The organism is Curtobacterium sp. PhB146, assembly GCF_004342995.1.
GTDB lineage: Bacteria > Actinomycetota > Actinomycetes > Actinomycetales > Microbacteriaceae > Curtobacterium.
Genome location: NZ_SMBN01000001.1, coordinates 617,087 through 636,626, shown reverse-complemented (window position 1 = coordinate 636,626; position 19,540 = coordinate 617,087). Strand labels below are relative to the sequence as shown.

The window sequence follows — 19,540 nt, the reverse complement described above, 5'->3', positions numbered from 1 at the left end:
AGGTTTTTCCGCCACCGTCTGGAGGCCCGCAGCGATCCGGTACCGCGCCTCCCGTCGACGGGTGGTCGCGTCGACCGCCTCGGTCGCGTCGGTCCGGTCGCGTCGGCCCGGCTCGCTTCAGCCCGGGCTCGTCAGTCCTGGTCGTCGACGGTGTACTCGTCGACCGGTGCCGGCTCACCGTCGGCGAGCGCGTCGACGATCCTGGTCAGCGACTCCGCGAGGACGGCGTTGTCGGCATCGGACAGGTGGTCGAGGACCCCGACCACGGCCTCGTGGAAGCGGGCGTACGAGGCATCGATCTTCTCGGCGGCGAGGTCGGTGGGTTCGAGGACCTGCGCACGACGGTCGGTGGGGTGCGCGGTGCGGACGAGGAGTTCCTTGTCGACGAGCGCGTCCACGAGCTTCGTGACCGAGGCGTTCGACACGGTCAGCATGACGGCGAGGTCCTTGGGGCCCATGGTGCGGCCGTCGCGGTGGGCCTGGAGCATGTACCGGATCGCCAGCGACTCGTTCTTGCTCAGCCCGCTCTCGATGCGTGCGGACTCGATCTGCTGCTCCTCGGCGTGCTGGAGGCGCAGCAGGGCGTCGACGGCGGTCTTCGCGGCCTCGGATCGGGGCTCGTGGGCGTAGAGGTGGACGTGCTCTCGACGGACGACGGTCAACGGCATGTGATCATGCGCTCCTTGCTACGCGGCGGGGACGGTGAAGAAGTCGGCGTACGCCGGCTCGGCGCGCCCGGCGAGGAGCGACGGGTCCTCGATGCGGCGCTCGACGTAGGCGTCGATGACGGCCGGGTCGGTCAGACCGATGCGGGTGTGGCTGCCACCGATCCGTGCCGCCCGAGGCATCCCGGAGTACGTGCTGTGCATGTCTGATCCCGCCCTTCTGCGGCCGTTCGTCCCCTGCGGACGCTCGAACTCTTTCACGACGTGAACGTTTTTCGCAACGAACGATTCGCAAACTGTACGTTTCGCGCACCGAACCGTTCGCTTCGCACATCAGCGCGCGGTGGGGGCCTGCGGTCGAAGACCCTCCGATACGCTGCACATCAGATGCCACTCTCGCCGGGGAGTGCATCCGGGCAAAGTTGAAGCCCACCACCGCAGCAACGGTGGTGGGCTTCGATCAGCTCTCCGAGTGGAAAGCCAGGGAAACAAGTCTTCCCGAGCTGAGCGCTCGGGAGCAAGTGTACGCGGGCACGCTCGCGTACGCATCCCTGGCTCTCCGCTCTTTCGTGTCGGCCGGCTGACACCGAGAGGAGGACTCGATGTCGAAGGACAACGAGTCCGACCGCAGGCGTCAGGTTCCGTGGTTGGGGATCGCGAGCTTGCTCGTGACCGTGGCGCGGTTCTTGTACGACCTGGGGCGGAAGGGCTAGGTGCTCGAGGCATCCCGCGGCGGTTCCATCGTCGCGGGATGCCTTCCGGAGCCGTCAGACCATCGCTGCGGCCATCACCGCGACCGCGATCCCCATGGCGAGCGTCTCGACGACGGGGAGCGCGCGGGTCCGACGCCGGATGCCGTCCCGCACCATGTGGGCGGTGAGCAGCAGGTAGCCGGTGGTCAGGCCGCCGAGGACGACCTGCCACGTCACGGCGACCGCACCACCGTGCCCGTGCACGCCGACACCCGTCATGCCGGTCATGCCGGGGTCGTGCGCCATGCCGACGCCCAGCGCGCCCATCACCAGCAGACCGAGCGCCGCGTGCAGTCGCCCGAACCGACCGTGCGCCGACGCGACCCGGACCGACGGAGCCGACCCGGGCCTCCCGGACGCACCGGACGCACCAGACGCACCAGACGCACCAGATGCACTCTGTACCCGGTGCACCGCGGCGACCACGACGGCCAGCAGCGCGAGCACCACGAACCAGAGCACCCCGGGCAGCACGCGCGGCCCGAAGGCCCCGTCCACCATCGCGGCCACCATCACCACTGCCGCCACCACGTCGACCGCACGGCCGGGGCGCCACGCCCCGACCGTGCAGCAGGCCCCGGCGGACGCCGGCACGATCGCGGCGAGCCCGAGCAGGTCGGTCACGTCAGTGTCCGTGCCCGTGGTCGTGTGCGACGGCGTCGTGCGCCGCCTCGACGCCACCGGACGCGTGGTGCGAGCAGTGCGACGCCGCCGTCGCGCCGATGGCCGCCGGCACGTTCAGCGCCGGGTTCCGCGGGAAGAACCCGTACGGCTTGAGCGTGAACTTGGCGTAGTCGACCGGCATGACGGGCCAGTCCTCGGGCCGCGGGAAGTGCGTCGGGCCGAAGGTGTGCCAGAGCACGATGTCCTCGCCGTCGAGCGGTCGGTCCCCCTCGACGTAGCGGGCGACCCCGTCGCCGCCGGGGTTCTGGTGCACGAAGTCGCCGGCGGCGAAGCGCTCCGCCGGGTCGTACTGCGTGACGTACAGGTGCTTGCGCGCGAACTCGGCACGGGCGGCGACGGAGGACGAGTCGTCGGCGAGCAGCACCGGGGCGTCCTGCGGGTACAGCACGTAGCCGGTGGGGCGGTCGAGGTGGTTGCGCTCCTCGGTGTTCGAGACGAACCACGTGCGCGCCTTGGACGCGTCGGCGAGACGACCCGACGACGACTCCGACGCGATCCGGGCCACCGACTTCGTGAACGCGTTGCCGTGCTCGTTGCCCGGTCCGACCGGCACCCGCACGGCGTCGACCTCGTCCACGGCGTTCGACAGCCCGTCGACCATCATGTCGAGTCGCGCCGAGAACAGGTGCTGGTGGTACGGGGCACCGAGGCCGGGGGCGACCTCGGAGGCGTAGGGGTAGTCGTCGCCGGACTCCGAGCGCCCCGGGTACGAGCTGGTGAAGAGCACGCCGGTGAGCTTCGCCTCACACTCGATCGTGCCGTCCAGGTAGAGGTACCAGTAGAAGCCGTAGTCGTAGTTGCCGACGGTGGTGAAGAACGAGATCACCAGGCGGCGGGATCGACGGACCTCCTGCGAGCCGGTGTAGATGTCGCCGTGCTTCCAGAGCGTGCCGAAGTCCTCCTCGTGCATGCAGATGCCGTTGCGGATGGTCTGCGGGTTGCCGAGCTCGTCGGCCAGGACGGCGTCGAAGTACTGGATCTCGCCGACGCAGTCGCAGCCGAGCTCGAGCGAGTTCGTGAACCGCCCGAACAGGTACTCGCCGGTGTCGAAGTAGTTCTGCCAGAACCGCACCGGAGACGGGTCGCCGTACGGCACGAGCATCTCGTCGATCGACGCCCGGTACACGATCGGGCGCAGCCGCTCGCCGTCCTGCCACGAGAGCTGGCGGAGCACGAGTCCCTCGCGGGCGTCGAAGCCGACCTGGAACCGCCAGTTCGCCCACTCGACGAACTCGCCGTCGACGCGGAACGACGGCCCCTCGGGCTGGGTGATGACGATCGGCTTGAGGTCGAGCGGTTCGCCCTGCATCGCGGGGTCGTCGAAGTTCCCCGAGGTGGTCGGAACGGGCATGTCCGCCACGTCCACGATCCGCGTGACGGCCCGGTTCGCCGCGTCGACGTACGCCGACAGGCCGTCGACGGGGTGCGCCCACACGTGGTCGGCCGGGTGGTCCTGCTTGAAGGCGAGCACGCGCAGGATGCGCCGCCCCTGCTCCTCCGGGTAGTCGTAGTACCCGGCGGACAGCGGCACGCACTTGACCTCGTCGGCGGACAGTCCGCGCTTCGCCAGGGCAGCGACCCAGCGCTCGTCCGCGTTCGCGATCTCGCCGACGGCGTCGAACTCCTCGATCAGGACGGGCAGCTGGCCACGGGACCCGTCGAGCACGTCGGTCCGCAGCACCGTGCCGGTGGTGATCGACACGACGCGGTCGGTGGAGCGACCGGTCGCCATGTCGAGCAGCATCACCCGGGCCGTGCGGTCCGGCAGGGGGCCGTCGCCGGCCTGCCACGCCAGGACCTCCTGCTTGTGCGGCTCCTCGAGGCCGACGTAGGCGAAGCGGGTGGTGTCGGTCCAGTCCGGCTGCGCCGTGACGAGGTCGCGGACGGCGGTGAACTCGTCGGGCGTCAGGCTGCCGAGCGGGTGCGCGGTGGTGTCTGCGTCGGTGGTCACGGTGGTCGGGTCGGTGATCGTCATGTGCGTGGTGCTCCTTGCGCGTTGCGTCGTGCGTGGGGTCGGGTCGGTTCGGCCGGGAGGCGCGTGGTGCGCCCGGCGGGTCAGCTCTCGGTGGCGAGACGGTCGAGCATCAGCTCGTAGCGGCTCCGACTGCGGCGTCGCAGCACCACGGCCTGCACCACGCCGATGACGGGGACGACCACGACCAGGCCGGTGAGCACGATGCTCACGACGCCGAAGACGCTCGCGCCCGAGGCGTCGACGTCGCCGACGAGCGTCGGGAAGTTCACCCAGATCAGGACGGCAGCGGCGACGAGCCCGAGGAACCCGAGGACGGGGGCCACGATGGTGTTCCAGACCCGCCGGTCACCGGGGTTGCGGCGGAAGTACACGATGACGGCGAGGCTCGTCGCGGCCATCAGGATCGCGACGCCCAGGGTGGCGACGCCGGCGAACCAGCTGAACACCTGCAGCACCGGGTCCAGGCCGAGCACCGCGAACAGCACCATCAGCACTGCGGCGGTGACGGTCTGCACCAGGCTCGAGGTGTGCGGCGACGCGTGCTTCCGGTGCACGTCGCCGAGCCGGCCGGGCAGCAGCGACGCGTTCGCCATCGAGTGCTGGTACCGGGTGATCACGTTGTGGAACGACAGGACGCAGGCGAACATGCTCGTCAGCAGCAGCACGTTGAGGACGGCTTCCCCGGCGCTGCCGATGTACTGCGCGGCGGTGGTGAGGATGAGCGACCCCGGGTCCTTCGCGACCTCGGCGAGGATGCCGTCGGGGCCCCACGCCATCACGAGCCCCCACGACGCGAGTGTGTAGAAGACACCGATGCCGATCACGGCCGTGTAGGTCGCACGCGGGATGGTCCGCTCCGGGTCCTTCGCCTCGTCGCGGAAGATCGCGGTGGCCTCGAACCCGATGAACGCGGCGATGGCGAACATCAGCCCGACGCCGGGCGACCCGGACATGATCTGCGTCGGCTCGAACGGTGCGAGGGACAGGCCGTCGGCCCCGCCGCGGAACACGATCGCCGCGACCAGGACGAGCACGATGCCGACCTCGCCGACGAGCATCACGCCGAGCACCTTGCTCGACAGGTCGATGTGCCGGTAGCCGAGCATCCCGACCAGGGCCACGACGACGAGCGACCAGACGTACCAGGGGATGTCCGGTCCGCCGAGACCCGTGACGGTGACCCCGAGCAGGTACCCGATGTAGCCGTGCACACTGACCTGGATGGTCGTGTAGGTCAGGAGCGCCAGCGTGGCGGCTCCCGCGCCGGCCGGACGCCCGAGCCCGTGTCCGACGAACGTGAAGAACGCGCCGGGCCGCGGCACGTGCCGGGTCATCGCCGCCAACCCCACCGAGAACAGCAGCAGCACGACGGCCGACGCGGCGTACAGCGACGGGAATCCGACCCCGTTGCCGAGCAGCATGCCGAGCGGGGCGGCGCCGCCGACGACGGTGAGCGGGGCGGCGGCCGCGACGACCATGAACACGATCGCGGTGACGCCGAGCGAGCCGCGCATGGTCCGCTGCGGCGCGGGTGCGGCTCCGAGTGACGCGGGGTCCTTCGTGATGCTGGACATCGTGGCCTTCCGGTTCGGGTGGGACGGGGTGGGTGGGGATCGCAGGTGGTGGTGCTGGGTGTGACCACGGTCCCGTGCCGCCGTTGCGGTGCCGTTCCACCGGCGTGAAGCCCTGTCGCCGGCGAATGGGACGTGCTCGTCGGAGGCGTCTCATTTGCGTGAGACGCAGCCGAAACACCACCGAGACACGGGCGCAACGGCGCAGCCCTACGGTTGCCGCATGACCGCGCTCGACCGAGCCATCGCCGACCCGCCACGGGTGCCCGGCGTCGGCACGCGCTCCCCCGTCGACGGGTTGTCGCGGCGGAGCATCGGCCCGGTCGACGTCCTCGCCCAGTCGGTGTCCGCCGTGGCACCGTCCGCTGCCGCGACCACGATCCCGGTCCTCGTCGCGACGGTCGCCGGCCAGGGTGCCACGTGGTCGTTGCTGGCCGCGATGGCGCTGTCGTTCCTGGTCGGGCGGACGGTGAACCAGTTCGTCCGACGCGTCGCCGGCACCGGGTCGCTCTACACCTACGTCTCGCTCGGGCTCGGCCCGGTCGCCGGGGTCGTCGCGGGCGCAGCACTCCTGCTCGGGTACGGCTTCATCGCGATGTTCTCGCTCACCGGCAGCGGCTACTACCTCGACTACCTGCTGTCCCGCTTCGTGCCGGCCGCCGGCGACGACGCCCTGGTCACGATCGTCGTGGTGCTGGTGATGGGCGCGGCCGTCTTCGCGGTGATCGCGCTCGGGGTCCGGTTGTCGACCCGGCTGACCTTGCTCGTCGAGTCGTTGTCGGTGGCGGTCATCGTGGTCCTGATCGTCGCGCTGGTCGCGCGCCTGCACCCGGCCGACGCCTCCGCCGTCGCCCTCGGGCCGACGCAGCCGGCGTCGTTCGCGGTCGGCACCGCACTCGCCGTGACCGCGTTCGTCGGGTTCGAGAGCGCGTCGGTGCTCGGTGTGGAGGCCCGGCGCCCGTTCCAGGCGATCCCCCGCGCGATCTCGTGGACCGTCCTGGTCGCCGGGGTGCTCTACGTGGTCAGCGCTGCGGCCCAGCAGATGGGGTTCGCCGCCGTGGGCGCCGACCTCGCGTCGAGCGCCTCGCCCGTGAACGAGCTGGCGAACGCCTTCGGCATGCAGTGGATCGGGTGGGCGCTCGACCTCGGGATCGCGGCGTCGTTCGCGGCGTGCGCGATCGCCTCGACCACGGCGCTCGTGCGGGTCCTGTTCGCGATGGGCCGCGAGGGAGTCCTGCCCCGGGTGCTCGGTCGGGCGTCGCCGCGCTTCCGGACCCCGTTCGTGGCCGGCGCGGTCGCGTGCGGCGTGCTCACGGTGCTGCCGGTCCTCGGCCTGGCGAGCGGGATCCCGACGTGGACACTCATGGAGGCCGAGCTCGTCGTCGCCGCCCTCGGGTACATCGCCGCGTACGCCCTGACGTGCTTCGCGGCCCCGGTGTTCCTGCGGCGCATCGGCGAGCTGACGGCGGGGGTCGCGGTCGTCGCCGTCACGACCGGGGTCCTGCTGACCGCCGTCCTGCTCACCTACCTCGGGGTCGAGGCCGCGTCGTCCCGTTGGCCGGCCGTCGCCCTCGCCGTCGGGACGGTCGCCGCGGTGGTGGTCGCGTTCCTGGTGGCCACGCGTCGGCGACCCTGGCGGCGGGGTCGGAGCCGCGCCGTGTACGACGTGCCGGTCGAGGCGGACCTGCTGGGGGCCTCCCGTCCGTCCGCCGGAACCGGCCAGCCGGCGGAGGTGCGGTGAGCGAACCCGGACTCCGCGCGCGGCAGCCGAAGGCGATCCAGAACGCCCTCGCGGTGCTGGAGGCTGCTGCGCACGCGGGACCGGGTGTCACCGCCCAGCAGATCTCGGACGCCCTCGGGATGCCGCGGGCCACCACCTACCGGCTCATCACGCTGCTCGTCGAGGACGAGTACCTCGTCCGGTTGCCGGACCTGCGCGGCTTCGCCCTCGGCCACAAGGTCGCCGACCTGGCCGGGGTGTCGCCGGCTCCGGTACTCGCACCGCTGCCCCGAGCCGTGCGGTCGGTGCTCGCCGACGTCCGCTCCGCCGTCCGGGCGGGCGTGCACCTGGCGCGCTACGACGCCGCCGGTGTGCGCGACATCGACGTCGACCCGGACTTCCCGCTGCTCGACGAGGCCGCGCTGCGGGCGACGCCCGGGTCGAGTGCGATGGGGCGGTTGCACGCCGAAGGGGGCCTCGGACCGGTGCACCAGGTCGGCGCGTTCACGGCGGGGTTCGGGTGCCTGGCGCTCCCGGTCCGCGGCGAGCGCGGCGAACTCGTGGCGGGGCTGACCCTGTCGGCGCCGGCGGCCCGGGTGTCGTCGCCGGGTGACGCGTTGGTGCACCTGCGCCGGGCAGTGACGCGGCTCGAGCCGCTGCTCGGGTGAGGCGTGGTCACACGTCCGATGTCGCTGCGGCCCGCCGCGAACCGCAGTGCACGGTACTCAGCGCCCGGATCCGCGTCGACGCAAGGCGACGACACCGGCCCAGACCGTGCAGCCGGCGAACCCGAGAACGAGCGCGGACACGACCGGGATCGCGAACGCGTCTCCGATCGACTGCTGTCCGCCGAGCCACACGACGACGAGGAGCAGGACCAAACACCCTGCGGCGATGATCGTCGCGACGTTGCCAGCTGATCGTGAGCCCATGTCCACCTCGTTCCGTTGCGATACCCACCGACACTACGAGAAGAGCATGTGCTCGTCGACCGGCGAGCCGCGACGGGCGGGCAGACTGCAGCGCCCCGGCATAGCGTGGGCGCGTGGACCTCGAACTCAAGAACCGTGTCGCACTCGTCGTCGGAGGCAAGGGGTACATCGGTACCGCTGTCGCCGATCGTCTCCGTACCGAGGGGGCGACCGTCGTCGTCGCGTCCCGCAGCGCCGACGACTCCGACGGCAGCGTGTCGATCGACACCGCCTCGCAGGACTCCGTGGACGCGGGCATCGCCACCGTCCTCGAGCGGCACGGGCGCATCGACGTGCTCGTCGTGACCGCTGCCCCGAGCGCGAGCACCCTCGACCCGGCTCGGAAGTCCGACCCGGAGCAGGTCCTCGACGCGATCGACGGCAAGGCGCTCGGGTTCCTCCGCGTCGCGAACGCCGTGCTCCCCGCTCAGCGCGAGGCCGGGTTCGGCCGCGTGGTCGTCGTGAGCGGGCAGAACGCCTACTTCTCCGGCAACATCACGGCGTCGCTCCGGAACACCGCGGTGAGCGTCATCGCGAAGAACCTGGCCGACGACGTGGCGGGGACCGGGGTCACGGTGAACGTCGTCAACCCCGGGACGGTGACGGACACCCCGACCGCCGAGGTCCGCCCGGGCGGCCCCGGCGACTCGACCCCGCAGCAGATCGCTGATCTCATCGCGTTCCTGTCGTCGCCGCTGAACGCGGTGTCCGGCGAGTCCGTCTCGATCGCGCACCGCCAGCGGGGATCCGTCGTCATCTGATCCCGAGTACGAGTGTCAGGATCTGCTCTTGCCTGCAGAAGTACCGGTGCACCGCAGGTGGGCTTCCGGAGGCGAGCCCCACGTCCGTCCGTGCTGCGTCGACGTGCCGCTCGCGCACGCCAGGCGGTGCCGTGCCACGGAGCGCTGACCGGCACGCCGAGTTCGTGACGAATCGGGGCCGCTCCCCGTCTTCATCATGAATGACCGAGAACCTCTTGCCCGCTCCTGGATCCGATGGCGCCGGCGGTCCACCCTCGATTGCCGACGGAGCGCCGTCGGTCCCTGGAGCCTGCCCGCAGGAGTGGTGCGGCAGCGTCTTCGATCGGTGGCGCTGCGGGCTGGCCCCCGCGCACGACGGGATGCACGTCGCCGTGCTGCCCGGGTCCACGGCGCGCTGGAGCGAGGGTCTCTCCGGCCGTCGACTTCGGAACCTCTCGCGTCGATCGGAACAGCGGTCGACGGCACTGTGAAGCGTCGGATGGACGCTCCACTACCGGCGCATGCGGTCGGTTGAGTACTCGGGTGTGGCGTACCTCCCACCTTGCGGCACGTCCGGGGCAAGGGGCGCGCGCGTGCTCCACGCAGCCGCGTCGTCCTGCGGGAAGAAGCCGACGGCTTCCCCGGGCTGGAGGTCCCACCATCCATCGGTGTTCGCGGAGACGGCGTAGAACACTGCCGTGTGTTCGGTGGTCGTCATCGCCGCGACGAAGGCGCGGATCGCGTCCGCGGGGCTGAGCCACGTCTGCTGCTCTCGAGCCGAAGACGGCTGCTCCTCGTAACTGCCGATGCGCAACGAGATGGTGCTCATGCCGAACTTGTCCGCGTACAGCCGGCAGAGTGCTTCCCCCGCGGCCTTCGACACTCCGTAGAAGCCGTCAGGTCGTGGCGGCATGTCGGGCGTCACGTGGTGACCCGCGGTGTACGAGCCCGTCAGGCGGTTGCTGCTCGCGTACACGACCCGACGTACCCGTGCCCGCCGGGCGGCCTCGAGCACGTGGTAGGTCCCGACGATGTTCACCTCGGCCAGGTCGTGGAAGTCAGCCTCGTCCGCGATTCCGCCCAGATGGACCACACCGTCAGCTCCGGCGAAGAGTTCCACCAGGTTCTCCAGGTCGGCGAGGTCGACCGATGCGACGGACTCCTGTGGGCTGCTGGAGGTGATCGGACGGATGTCGGTGGAGACGAGGACCGCATGGCGCTCCAACAGCGCCGACCGGAGCGCAGACCCGATGTTCCCGGCAGCACCGGTGACGACCCAACGGCTTCCGGCGATGCTCGACATCGTGCGATCGTACTGGCGACGCCAGCGGAGCGGCCTTGTCCGGGTCTTCGATCGCGGCCAAGCCTGAGCGACGTCTCGCCGCCGTTCCGGTTCAGTCCGCTTCGGTGAGCAGGCGCAGCGTGTGGAGCAGGTCGCTGCGCTGGTCGCCGTCGAGCGGAGCGAAGAGGACATCGAGGACGCTCGACGCCACCGAGTGGCCGTCCTGGAGCGCAGTCCGACCGGCACCACTCAGCGCGTGCTCGAGACGCCGTCCGCGCCCTGCCGACCGGGTGATGAGCCCTCGTTCGACCAGCCGTGTCGCGAGGGTCCCGAATGCCTGGTCGCTCTGGAAGGTCGCGACGGCCAGCTCGTGGCCCGATGCGCCGGGCATCCGATCGATGGCACGGAGCGCATCCCACTGCACGAGAGAGACGCCGACGTCCTTGAGCGCCGCGTCCATCGTCCGGTGGTTCCGGTACTGCGCGCGCTTGATCATCTGTCCGAGTACCTCGAGGTCCGCCGCCATGGTGTTACTGTATCAACACGCTTACATCAACATGTTTAGACAGGACGATCATGAACAGCTCCCTCCCCGAACCCCTGCCGGTCATCGAGGCCGGCAGCTCGACCGCTCGCACCGCCCTCGTCCTGCACGGTGGCGGGGGGCCGAGGACCGTGGCGCCGATCGTCGGACACCTGTCGGCGACCATGCACGCCCTCGCCCCGACCCACCCGGGCTGGGACGGAACCGCACGCCCTGAGTCGATCGCTTCCGTTGCCGAGCTCGCCCACGCGTACCTCGCGCGGCTCACCGAACACGGCGACCGCGACGTGGTCGTGGTCGGGTCCTCGATCGGCGGATGGATCGCGCTCGAGATGGCCGTCCAGGCCGCAGCCGACCAGCGGTTCGCCGGCCTCATCGGGGCCGTGGTGGTCATCGACACCGTTGGTGCCATCGTCGACGGGGAGCCGATCGCCGACTTCTTCGCCCTCGATGCTCGCGGCCTGGCCGAGGTCGCGTGGCACGACCCCGAACGCGGGTACACGGATCCCGCCGACTCCACCGAAGAGCAACGAGCGGTACAGCAGTCCAACGGCCGCACGATGGCAGCGGTCGCCGGCGCGGCGATGAGCGACCCGACGTTGCTCAGCCGACTCCATGCGGTCAACGTGCCGACGTTCGTCGTCTGGGGCGCAAGCGATCGCGTCGTCACTCCGGCCTACGGGCGAACAGTCGCCGCGGCGGTACCGGGTGCGGCCTACGCCGAGATCCCGGCCGCGGGCCACCTCCCGCACCTCGAATCACCCGAAGCGACCTGGGCCGCGATCGACGCCTTCCTGAGCTGACCAGCACGCACGGCGGCACACACCGGAAGGAACGCGGCTCCGCGCGGGGACCGTGCAGGACGACCGGTCGCCCAACTGCGGGTGTCTTCGTCGACGCCGAGTACCGGGTGCTCGCCCCTCGCTTCACCCGCAGGGACGAAGCGCTTCGCCCGTGCGCCCGATGCCCCGGCGACTCCGGACCGCGAGTCTGGTGACATGGAGTCCTCGACGAAACACACGATCGCCACGCTGCTGCTCTGCGCCGCGATCGTCGCCACGACCGTCATCGCCCTCGCCGCCATGACCCCGGGCGCGTGACGTCGGTCCGCGCTGCCCGGCGTGGGCGGCATGCGATGATCGAGCCGTGACGGACCGGCGCACGTTCATCCGGCCGCTCGCCACCCGTTCGATCGTCGTCGACGTGGCGTGGGCGGTCCTCGCGGCGTTGGTCTTCCTGCTGCCGCTCGAGGTCGAGCTCGAGCACGCGAGCTTCTTCGCCGTGCTCGCTGCCGCCGGCGCGATCGCCCTCCGTCGGGTCTCCCCGTCGGCGGCGATGCTCATGGTGGTCGTCCTCGGGATCATCCAGGTCGGCGGCGGCGAGCGCCCGTCACTCGTCGACCTCGCCATCTTCGTCGTCATCGGCACCGCGGCGGTCGTCGGGACCCGGACCGAGGTCATCCTCTCCGGGGTGCTCGCGCTCGTCGCGGGTGTCGGTGCGACGTTCTACCTCGCCGTCACCGGCTTCCGGTACCTGGTGCTGCTCAACGGTCCCCGCGACCAGGCGTTCCTCGCGATGGCCGCACCGGTCGCCGCCCTCCTCGGGGTGTGGGCGGGCGGGGTCGCCGTCCGGGCCTTCCGGTCGCGCGACCGCGAATCCGTCCGTCGAGCCGATGCCGAGGCTGCTGCGTCGCGCGCCGAGGCGGTGGCCAGCGAGGCCGAGGCGACCGCCACCCGTGCCATCGACGTCGCGGAGTCCGAACGCATCCGCGCCGACATCGCCCGTGACGTGCACGACGTCGTCGGCCACTCGCTCGCGGTGATCATCGCGCAGGCCGACTCGGTGCCGTTCCTGGCCGACGAGGCCCGCATCCGCGAGGTCAGTGCCACCATCGCCAGCACCGCCCGCAGCTCCCTGCTCGAGGTCCGGCAGGTCCTCGGGCACATCGACGGCTCCGGGGAGACGACCGATCCCGGCTCGCTCGAGGAGATCGTGCAGGGCATCCGCGACGCCGGAGTCGACGTCGACCGCACGGTGCGCGGCGTCCCGGTCCCGCTCCGCCCGGACACCGGCACGGCAGCACGGCGCGTGCTGCAGGAGATGCTGACCAACGCGCTCCGGCACGGTGCGCCGGGGCTGCCCGTCGTGGTCCGTGAGACCTGGCGGAGCGCCGACGTCGTGCTCGAGGTCGAGAACGTCGTGGGTGACGGCACCACCGGGGGCTCCGGGCGGGGGATCGACGGCATGCACACCCGCCTCACCGCACTCGGCGGGTCCTTCGACGCCGCCGCGCTGGACGACGTGTTCGCCGCACGCGCCCGCATCCCGTTCGACGTCCAAGGGGGACCCGTCCGATGACCGAACCGATCACGATCCTGCTCACCGACGACCAGGCGCTGTTCCGCGCCGGTCTGCGCGTGGTGCTCGACGCGCAGGACGACATGCAGGTGGTGGGCGAGGCCGCGGACGGTGCCGAGGCCCTCGCCCGCATCCAGGAACTCCGACCCGACGTGATGCTGCTCGACATGCGGATGGCCGGCATGGACGGCGTCGAGACCGTCCGGCAGCTGTTCTCCGGCGCCGTCGAGGGCCCGCTCCCCCGGGTCGTCGTGCTCACCACGTTCGGCCTCGACCCCGCCGCCGCGACCGCGATCCGGCTCGGTGCGAGCGGGTTCCTGCTCAAGGACGCCACCCCGACGTTCCTGTTCGCGGCGGTCCGGGCGGTCCACGAGGGCAGCTCCGTCATCGCCCCGAACGACCTCGCGCAGCTGTTCGGGGCCGACGTCGCGAGGGCACCGGCGCCGCAGCCGCCCGAGTTCCAGGCGCTGACCGAGCGGGAGCGGGTGGTGTTCGGCTGGGCGTCCCGCGGGCTCTCGAACGCCGAGATCGCGACGAAGGAGTACGTCACCGAGTCGACCGTGAAGACGCAGATCTCGAGCATCCTCGGCAAGCTCTCGCTGCGGGACCGCGTGCAGCTCGTGGTCTACGCGCACGACCACGGACTGGCGGGCACCCGCGACGGGTCCTAGCCGGTCGCGATCCGATCGAGCCACTCCGCGAGCATCGTCCGCTCGGCAGCCGACAGCCGATCCAGCCGGGGTGCAGCAGCACGGAGCGTGATCGCGGCGCTCGTCACGGCGTCGCCGCCCGTGCCACCGTCGTCCGTCGTCGACGCGCTCGGCACGAGGATCCGGCCGAGCACGGCGTCGAGCACGTCGTCGGCGAGCGACGGGTCCCGCTCGTCCACCGGGGCGGCCAGGACCGCGAGGACTGCGCCGGTGCCGGCCGCGTGCACGAGTTCCACGGCACGTCGTTCCGGCACGGCGAGCCGCCCGGCCTCGGCCACGCGCTGGATCCGTTCGGCGAGCAACGCCGTGCCGGCCCGCGCCGCTGCTGAGCGCCGACCACGCTCGGGGTCGCTCAACAGCACGAACAGGTGCGGGTTGGCGAGCCCGAACCCGATCGTCATCGACCACCCGGCGCGCAGGTCGTCGACGGGGTCCGTCCGTCCGTCACGCGCTGCCCGCACCGCGTCCGCCTTCACCGCAGCGAAGGTCGTCATCGCGTGCTCAGCCACCGCTTCGAGCAGCCCGTCCTTGTCGCCGAACAGCCGGTAGATCGTCGGCGCCTGCACGCCTGCGCCGTCGGCGACTGCGCGGGTGGTCACCGCTGCCGCGCCGAGTTCCCGCAGCATCGAGCCGGCGACCTCGACGATGCGCGCTCGTGTCTCCTCGCGCTGGGTTCCCTGGTCGATCACGGAACAACGATAACGGATCACTGCTATCAGTGTGTTACCGTCGATACAACTTGGCCGTTACCACTGATTCGGAGATCCCATGATCGTCATCACCGGCGCCACGGGCGCACTCAACGGCGCCACCACCGACCACCTGCTCGGACAGGTCGACCCGAGCGAGCTCGTGGTCGTCACCCGCGATCCGGCGAAGGGCCAGCGGTTCGCCGACCAGGGCGTCGAGGTCCGCCGCGGCGACTACGCCGAGCCCGACACGCTCGCCCGCGCCTTCGCCGGTGCCGACCAGCTCCTGCTCGTCTCGTCGAACGACCCGGGTGCAGACGCCGTCGCGCTGCACCGTTCCGCCGTGGCCGCGGCCGTGACCGCCGGCGTCGGCCGCGTCCTGTACACGAGCCACCAAGGTGCAGCGCACGGGTCGCCGTTCGTCCCCGCGGCCCACCACGCCGCGACCGAGGACCTGCTCCGCGAGTCTGGCCTGCCCTGGACGAGCCTGCGGAACGGGTTCTACGCCCACAGCACCACGTGGCTGATGGGACCGTGGCAGACCACCGGCACCGTGTCCGTGCCCGTCGACGGCCCGGTGTCGTGGACCGCGCGTGAGGACGCCGCCGAGGCAGCCGCTCGCATCCTGCTCGCCGAGCAGCCCTTCGACGGCCCGGTGACGCTCACCGCGCCGGCGGCCCCGACCTTCGCCGACCTCGCCGGCTCCGCATCGGAGCGCACCGGCCGGACCATCGGCTTCGAGGCCCTCGGAGAGGACGAGTGGCGAGCTCGCGCGGTCGCCGCCGGACAGGACCCGCACATGGTGGGGTTCCTGCTTGGCATGTACGAGGCTGCAGCACAGGGCCTGTTCGCCGGCACCGATCCCCTGCTCGGTGAACTCCTCGGACGTGCACCGCGCACGGTCGAGGACCAGTTCAGCTGAGGGCTGCGACCTCGTCGAGGATCGCCTCGACCGCAGCCGGGTCGTGCGCGAACCGACCGAGGAACAACCCGCCGAGCCGCCCCTGCCCACGGGTGAGCAGACCGGGCCCGGCGCTGCCCCCGTACAGGACCGTGCTCCCGCGCAGCTCGGGTCGCGTGGCGAGGTGCTGCTCGATCCCCGCGAGCACCGCCACGATGTGGTCGTCCGGCGCCGGTGCGGGCGCACCGATCGCCCACACCGGCTCGTAGGCGACGGTCAGCGCCCCGGCCAGTCCGTCAGCGATGGCCGTCGAGACACCACGGTCGAGCTGCGCGGTCACCTCCGCCACGGCTTCCGCCAACCGGGAGGCCCGGGTCGTCTCCCCGACACAGAGGAGCGGACGCAGGTGGTTGCGGAAGGCCGCGTGCACCTTCGCGGTGACGGTCACGTCGTCCTCGTGGAACAGGGAGCGTCGTTCGGCGTGCCCGATCTCGACCAGGTCGACCCCGATCTCCCGCAGTTCGGCGCCGGAGACCTCGCCGGTGAACGCTCCTTCGTCGGCCCACGACAGGTCCTGCGCGGCGAGGAGCACCCCCGACCCGGCCAGCACGTCACGCACGGGCACGAGCGCCGGGAACGTCGGCGCGACGAACAGCGTGGCCGCTCCGCACCGCGTCGCGGGGTGCCTCCGCGCGATCTCGGCGACGGCCCCCGACCACTCCAGGGTCCGAGCGTGCGAGAAGTACGTCTTCAGCGACACACCGATGGTGATCACGGTGCGAGGGTCTCCACGATGAGCGCGAACGACACCGCTCCGGGATCCGGTGTGCCGACGGCTTGCTCGGCGTGGGTGCGTGCGCGGCCCATCTTCGGCACGAGCGACGCGGTGGCGTCGGCGGCCTCGCGAGCGGCGCTGACGGCGTCGGCCCAGGCGTCCGCGAGCGACGCTCCCGCGTCGACCCGGGTGCGGAGCACCTCGTCGAACGGCACGAGCGCGTCGACCATGGTCTTGTCGCCGACGGTCGCGCCGAACGCGAGGACCGCCTCGGTGGCGGCGTGCACCGCGCTCTGGACCGTGGCGGCCGACGGACGCTCGTCGTCCCCGAGGACGCGACCCAGGGCCTCCAGGGCGGCTCCCCAGATCGCACCGGACGTGCCGCCGGCCTTGTCGGACCAGGCGTCTGCGGCGATCCGCAGGACGGAACCGACACCTGCGCCGGCGGTTACTGCGTCGGTGGCTGCGGCCGCTGCGGCGTGCGCGCCCCGCTGCATGCCGATGCCGTGGTCGCCGTCACCCGCGACGGCGTCGATCCGGCCGAGCTCGTCGGCGTGCTCGTCGAGGAGCGCGCGGACGGCGGCGAAGCCGGCCGCAGCCTGCTCGCCGACCGCGCGCGAGTCGTCGCTCGCAGCGCCGATGGCGACGCCCTCGGCGTCCGCTTCCACGGTGGAGGGGTCGACGCGTTCCTGCGGGACGGCGCCGCCCTTGCGGTACGCGGGGGTGTCCGCGGCTGCTGCCCAGAGTTCCTCGAGTTCGCCGTCGAGCCAGAACAGGGTGAGCGAGACACCGGCCATGTCGAAGCTCGTGACGAGTTCGCCGACCTCGGGCTCGACGATGACGACCCCCGCGTCGGCGAGCCGCTGCTGGACCGAGCGGTAGACGACGAAGAGCTCCTCGTACTTGACGCTGCCCAGCCCGTTCAGGATCGGGACGACGCGCGCGCCGTCGGGTGTCACGCCCTCCGGCAGCTCGTCGAGCAGTCGGGTCACCAGCAGCGACGCCAGGCCGTCCGCGGTGGGAACGTCCGTCTCGTCGATCCCGCGTTCGCCGTGGATGCCCATGCCGATGGCCATCCGACCCTCGGGCACCGTGAACAGGGGTTCGTCGGCACCGGGCAGGGAGCACCCGGAGAACGCGACGCCGAACGACCGCGTGCGGTTGTTGGCGCGCTCGGCGACGGCCGTGACCTCGTCGAGGCTGCGGCCCTGCTCGGCGGCGGCGCCGGCGACCTTGAAGACGCAGAGGTCGCCCGCGATGCCACGCCGCTCCTGCGGGCGGTCCGCGGGCGCACTCACCACGTCGTCGGTGACGCGAACGGTCCGGACCGGGATGCCGTCGGCCTCGAGTGTGCGGGCCGCGGCGTCGAAGTTCAGGACGTCACCGGCGTAGTTGCCGTAACTCAGCAGCACCCCGCCGCCGTGCTCGGCGGCCCGCGCGACGCCGGCCACCTGCTGGGCGCTGGGGCTGGCGAACAGGTTGCCCATCGCGGCACCGGCGGCCAGGCCGTGTCCGACCAGCCCGCCGAACGCGGGGTAGTGGCCCGAGCCGCCACCGATCACGACGGCGACCGTGCCGTCGGGGCTGGTGGTGGCGCGGGCAACGCCGCCGTGCACCTTCCGCACCCATCGTTCGTTCGCGGCGACGAAGCCGTCGGTCGCCTCGTCGGCGAAGTCCACCGGGTCGTTGAACAGTCTGGTCACGCGTTCGTCTCCTTCGACGTCGTGGTGCGGACATGCGAGGTGTCGAGGAGGTCATCCGCCTTCGACCCCCGGAAGAACTTCGTGCAGAAGATCATCACGGCCGCGACGAACGCCAGGACCCCGAGCGAGACGATCCCGAACGCACCGCTGTCGGTCGGCACCACCTCGTTGATCGCCGTGCGCATGATCGGGGCGACGAACCCGCCGAGGTTGCCGAGCGAGTTGATCAGGCCGATGCCCGCCGCAGCGGCGGCCCCGGTGAGGAACGCCGTCGGGTACGCCCAGGTGATCGGGCCGACGGCCAGGAAGCTCGCGACCGCCAGCGTGATGAACACGATGCCCAGGATCGGTTGCCCGTTCGCACCGGCCCACGCCGACCCGAGGATCGACAGTCCGGTCGTGATGTAGAACATGGTGCCCCAGCGACGACGACGACCGACGGAGTCCGCCTTCGAGCCGACCAGGTAGCAAGCGACGAGTCCGACGAGCCACGGGATCGCGGTCACGAGGCCGACCTGCCACCCGACGTCCTGCCCGAGCAGCGAGGAGACCTGCTGCGGCAGGTAGAACGTCGTGCCGTACACGGCGACCTGCAGGCAGAAGTAGATGATCGTGAAGTACCAGACCCGGCCGCTCGCCATGGCCTTCCAGATGCCGGTCGGGCCGTCCGCGCTGCGGGCGGTGTCCTCGCGCGCCATCGCCGCGGTGAGCGACTGCTTCTCGCCCGGTTCGAGCCACTTCGCCTGCTGCGGGCTGTTCGTCAGGAACACCAGGGCCGCGATGCCGGCGAGCACCGCGAGGATCCCCTCGCCGAAGAACATGACCTGCCAGCCGTGGAACGGGGTCGCCTGGTCACCGAAGCTCAGCAGCCCGCCGGACAACGGGGCACCGATCATCTGCGAGAACGGCTGCGCCAGGTAGAAGATCGCGAACATCCGCACGCGCACCTTGTTCGGGAACCACTCCGACAGGTACATGATCACGCCCGGGAACAGCCCCGCTTCGGTCACACCGAGGATGAAGCGCAGGACGATGAACATCGTGTCGTTCGTCGTGAAGGCGAACAGCGCGGCGACGATGCCCCACGTGACCGCGATGCGGGCGAGCCAGAACCGGGCACCGAAGCGCTTGAGCAGCAGGTTCGACGGGATCTCGAAGATCGCGTAGCCGATGAAGAAGATGCCGGCGCCGAGCGCGAAGGCCGCGTCGGAGATGCCGCGGTCGACGCTCAGGGCCTCTTCGGCGAACCCGACGTTGGTGCGGTCGAGGAACGCGACGAAGTACAGGATGACGAGCATCGGCATGAGGTGCTTCGTCGCCTTGCCGATGGCGGACTTGAGGCCGGGGTCGTTCGTTGACCCGAGCGCGGGGGCAGGGGGAAGTGACACGGGTTCGCTCCTTTGCGAGCACGGTGCGGTTTCGGGGCGTCCGGCGGTGGGGCCTGGTGGCCGTTTGGCCGTTCGGCCTGTCGGACGGGAGGCACGGATCGCGTCGCGCGGA

19 protein-coding genes are annotated in these 19,540 nt (G+C 71.4%); 7 read left to right on the top strand and 12 right to left on the bottom strand.

Features of this window, described 5'->3' with window-relative positions; genetic code table 11:
- Positions 1 to 131 precede the first annotated feature (131 nt).
- The 5 genes from EDF33_RS03105 to EDF33_RS03085 form a co-directional block, all read right to left on the bottom strand.
- Positions 132 to 668, bottom strand: coding sequence for a MarR family transcriptional regulator (locus EDF33_RS03105; RefSeq protein WP_123292878.1), 537 nt, complete (start codon positions 666 to 668; stop codon positions 132 to 134).
- An 18-nt stretch (positions 669 to 686) separates the two neighbouring features.
- Positions 687 to 869 carry a hypothetical protein gene (locus tag EDF33_RS03100; protein ID WP_123292879.1) on the bottom strand — a complete coding sequence of 61 codons (183 nt, stop codon included), beginning with the start codon at positions 867 to 869 and terminating at the stop codon, positions 687 to 689.
- Between the two features lie 563 nt (positions 870 to 1,432).
- Positions 1,433 to 2,041 carry a hypothetical protein gene (locus EDF33_RS03095; RefSeq protein WP_132099268.1) on the bottom strand — a complete coding sequence of 203 codons (609 nt, stop codon included), beginning with the start codon at positions 2,039 to 2,041 and terminating at the stop codon, positions 1,433 to 1,435.
- Between the two features lies 1 nt (position 2,042).
- On the bottom strand, positions 2,043 to 4,076 hold the full coding sequence (locus EDF33_RS03090) for a primary-amine oxidase (protein ID WP_131878026.1): 2,034 nt from the start codon (positions 4,074 to 4,076) through the stop codon (positions 2,043 to 2,045).
- 80 nt (positions 4,077 to 4,156) lie between these two features.
- Positions 4,157 to 5,650: an APC family permease gene (locus EDF33_RS03085; protein WP_123292882.1), complete on the bottom strand. Its 1,494-nt coding sequence runs from the start codon at positions 5,648 to 5,650 to the stop codon at positions 4,157 to 4,159.
- A 220-nt stretch (positions 5,651 to 5,870) separates the two neighbouring features.
- On the opposite strand from EDF33_RS03085, the gene EDF33_RS03080 reads away from it, so the two are divergent.
- The gene (locus EDF33_RS03080) at positions 5,871 to 7,388 is read left to right on the top strand and encodes an APC family permease (protein ID WP_132099267.1); all 1,518 of its coding nucleotides are present in this window, start codon (positions 5,871 to 5,873) and stop codon (positions 7,386 to 7,388) included.
- Complete coding sequence (locus tag EDF33_RS03075) at positions 7,385 to 8,035, top strand: helix-turn-helix domain-containing protein (protein WP_243692337.1); 651 nt, start codon at positions 7,385 to 7,387, stop codon at positions 8,033 to 8,035. Before EDF33_RS03080 ends, EDF33_RS03075 begins: the two co-directional genes overlap by 4 nt.
- A gap of 57 nt (positions 8,036 to 8,092) precedes the next feature.
- Here EDF33_RS03075 and EDF33_RS03070 read toward each other — a convergent pair whose 3' ends face one another.
- On the bottom strand, positions 8,093 to 8,299 hold the full coding sequence (locus EDF33_RS03070; RefSeq protein WP_131878022.1) for a hypothetical protein: 207 nt from the start codon (positions 8,297 to 8,299) through the stop codon (positions 8,093 to 8,095).
- 113 nt (positions 8,300 to 8,412) lie between these two features.
- Here EDF33_RS03070 and EDF33_RS03065 point away from each other — a divergent pair, with 113 nt between their 5' ends.
- Positions 8,413 to 9,099 carry an SDR family oxidoreductase gene (locus EDF33_RS03065; RefSeq protein WP_132099266.1) on the top strand — a complete coding sequence of 229 codons (687 nt, stop codon included), beginning with the start codon at positions 8,413 to 8,415 and terminating at the stop codon, positions 9,097 to 9,099.
- A gap of 490 nt (positions 9,100 to 9,589) precedes the next feature.
- Here the strand turns inward: EDF33_RS03065 and EDF33_RS03060 are convergent, their stop codons facing one another.
- Together EDF33_RS03060 and EDF33_RS03055 are read right to left on the bottom strand one after the other, a co-directional pair.
- Positions 9,590 to 10,381, bottom strand: coding sequence for an NAD(P)-dependent oxidoreductase (locus tag EDF33_RS03060; RefSeq protein ID WP_131878018.1), 792 nt, complete (start codon positions 10,379 to 10,381; stop codon positions 9,590 to 9,592).
- A gap of 91 nt (positions 10,382 to 10,472) precedes the next feature.
- Positions 10,473 to 10,886, bottom strand: coding sequence for a helix-turn-helix domain-containing protein (locus tag EDF33_RS03055; protein ID WP_131878016.1), 414 nt, complete (start codon positions 10,884 to 10,886; stop codon positions 10,473 to 10,475).
- Between the two features lie 50 nt (positions 10,887 to 10,936).
- Here EDF33_RS03055 and EDF33_RS03050 point away from each other — a divergent pair, with 50 nt between their 5' ends.
- The 3 genes from EDF33_RS03050 to EDF33_RS03040 all read left to right on the top strand — a co-directional run bounded on the left by EDF33_RS03050 (position 10,937) and on the right by EDF33_RS03040 (position 13,933).
- On the top strand, positions 10,937 to 11,707 hold the full coding sequence (locus tag EDF33_RS03050) for an alpha/beta fold hydrolase (protein ID WP_131878014.1): 771 nt from the start codon (positions 10,937 to 10,939) through the stop codon (positions 11,705 to 11,707).
- Between the two features lie 343 nt (positions 11,708 to 12,050).
- Positions 12,051 to 13,262, top strand: a complete 1,212-nt coding sequence (locus EDF33_RS03045) for a histidine kinase (RefSeq protein ID WP_131878012.1) — start codon at positions 12,051 to 12,053, stop codon at positions 13,260 to 13,262.
- Positions 13,259 to 13,933, top strand: coding sequence for a response regulator transcription factor (locus EDF33_RS03040; RefSeq protein WP_132099265.1), 675 nt, complete (start codon positions 13,259 to 13,261; stop codon positions 13,931 to 13,933). Before EDF33_RS03045 ends, EDF33_RS03040 begins: the two co-directional genes overlap by 4 nt.
- Here the strand turns inward: EDF33_RS03040 and EDF33_RS03035 are convergent.
- The gene (locus tag EDF33_RS03035; protein WP_235036037.1) at positions 13,930 to 14,661 is read right to left on the bottom strand and encodes a TetR/AcrR family transcriptional regulator; all 732 of its coding nucleotides are present in this window, start codon (positions 14,659 to 14,661) and stop codon (positions 13,930 to 13,932) included. The two genes, EDF33_RS03040 and EDF33_RS03035, sit on opposite strands and share 4 nt — an antisense overlap.
- 79 nt (positions 14,662 to 14,740) lie before the next feature.
- On the opposite strand from EDF33_RS03035, the gene EDF33_RS03030 reads away from it, so the two are divergent.
- On the top strand, positions 14,741 to 15,583 hold the full coding sequence (locus tag EDF33_RS03030) for an NAD(P)H-binding protein (RefSeq protein WP_132099264.1): 843 nt from the start codon (positions 14,741 to 14,743) through the stop codon (positions 15,581 to 15,583).
- Here the strand turns inward: EDF33_RS03030 and EDF33_RS03025 are convergent.
- The 3 genes from EDF33_RS03025 to EDF33_RS03015 are packed head-to-tail and all read right to left on the bottom strand — an operon-like array spanning position 15,576 to position 19,428.
- Positions 15,576 to 16,337, bottom strand: a complete 762-nt coding sequence (locus EDF33_RS03025) for a triose-phosphate isomerase family protein (RefSeq protein WP_132099263.1) — start codon at positions 16,335 to 16,337, stop codon at positions 15,576 to 15,578. The genes EDF33_RS03030 and EDF33_RS03025 overlap by 8 nt on opposite strands.
- Positions 16,334 to 18,040: a dihydroxyacetone kinase family protein gene (locus EDF33_RS03020; RefSeq protein ID WP_132099262.1), complete on the bottom strand. Its 1,707-nt coding sequence runs from the start codon at positions 18,038 to 18,040 to the stop codon at positions 16,334 to 16,336. Before EDF33_RS03020 ends, EDF33_RS03025 begins: the two co-directional genes overlap by 4 nt.
- The gene (locus EDF33_RS03015) at positions 18,037 to 19,428 is read right to left on the bottom strand and encodes an MFS transporter (protein ID WP_123339283.1); all 1,392 of its coding nucleotides are present in this window, start codon (positions 19,426 to 19,428) and stop codon (positions 18,037 to 18,039) included. Before EDF33_RS03015 ends, EDF33_RS03020 begins: the two co-directional genes overlap by 4 nt.
- Positions 19,429 to 19,540 lie beyond the last annotated feature (112 nt).

Bases quoted from the DNA above. Each gene is read 5' to 3' on its own strand.
- EDF33_RS03030 (WP_132099264.1), top strand. From the start codon at position 14,741: ATGATCGTCATCACCGGCGCCACGGGCGCACTCAACGGCGCCACCACC.
- EDF33_RS03060 (WP_131878018.1), bottom strand. From the start codon at position 10,381: ATGTCGAGCATCGCCGGAAGCCGTTGGGTCGTCACCGGTGCTGCCGGG.
- EDF33_RS03040 (WP_132099265.1), top strand. From the start codon at position 13,259: ATGACCGAACCGATCACGATCCTGCTCACCGACGACCAGGCGCTGTTC.
- EDF33_RS03055 (WP_131878016.1), bottom strand. From the start codon at position 10,886: ATGGCGGCGGACCTCGAGGTACTCGGACAGATGATCAAGCGCGCGCAG.
- EDF33_RS03080 (WP_132099267.1), top strand. From the start codon at position 5,871: ATGACCGCGCTCGACCGAGCCATCGCCGACCCGCCACGGGTGCCCGGC.
- EDF33_RS03085 (WP_123292882.1), bottom strand. From the start codon at position 5,650: ATGTCCAGCATCACGAAGGACCCCGCGTCACTCGGAGCCGCACCCGCG.
- EDF33_RS03105 (WP_123292878.1), bottom strand. From the start codon at position 668: ATGCCGTTGACCGTCGTCCGTCGAGAGCACGTCCACCTCTACGCCCAC.
- EDF33_RS03100 (WP_123292879.1), bottom strand. From the start codon at position 869: ATGCACAGCACGTACTCCGGGATGCCTCGGGCGGCACGGATCGGTGGC.
- EDF33_RS03090 (WP_131878026.1), bottom strand. From the start codon at position 4,076: ATGACGATCACCGACCCGACCACCGTGACCACCGACGCAGACACCACC.
- EDF33_RS03050 (WP_131878014.1), top strand. From the start codon at position 10,937: ATGAACAGCTCCCTCCCCGAACCCCTGCCGGTCATCGAGGCCGGCAGC.
- EDF33_RS03070 (WP_131878022.1), bottom strand. From the start codon at position 8,299: ATGGGCTCACGATCAGCTGGCAACGTCGCGACGATCATCGCCGCAGGG.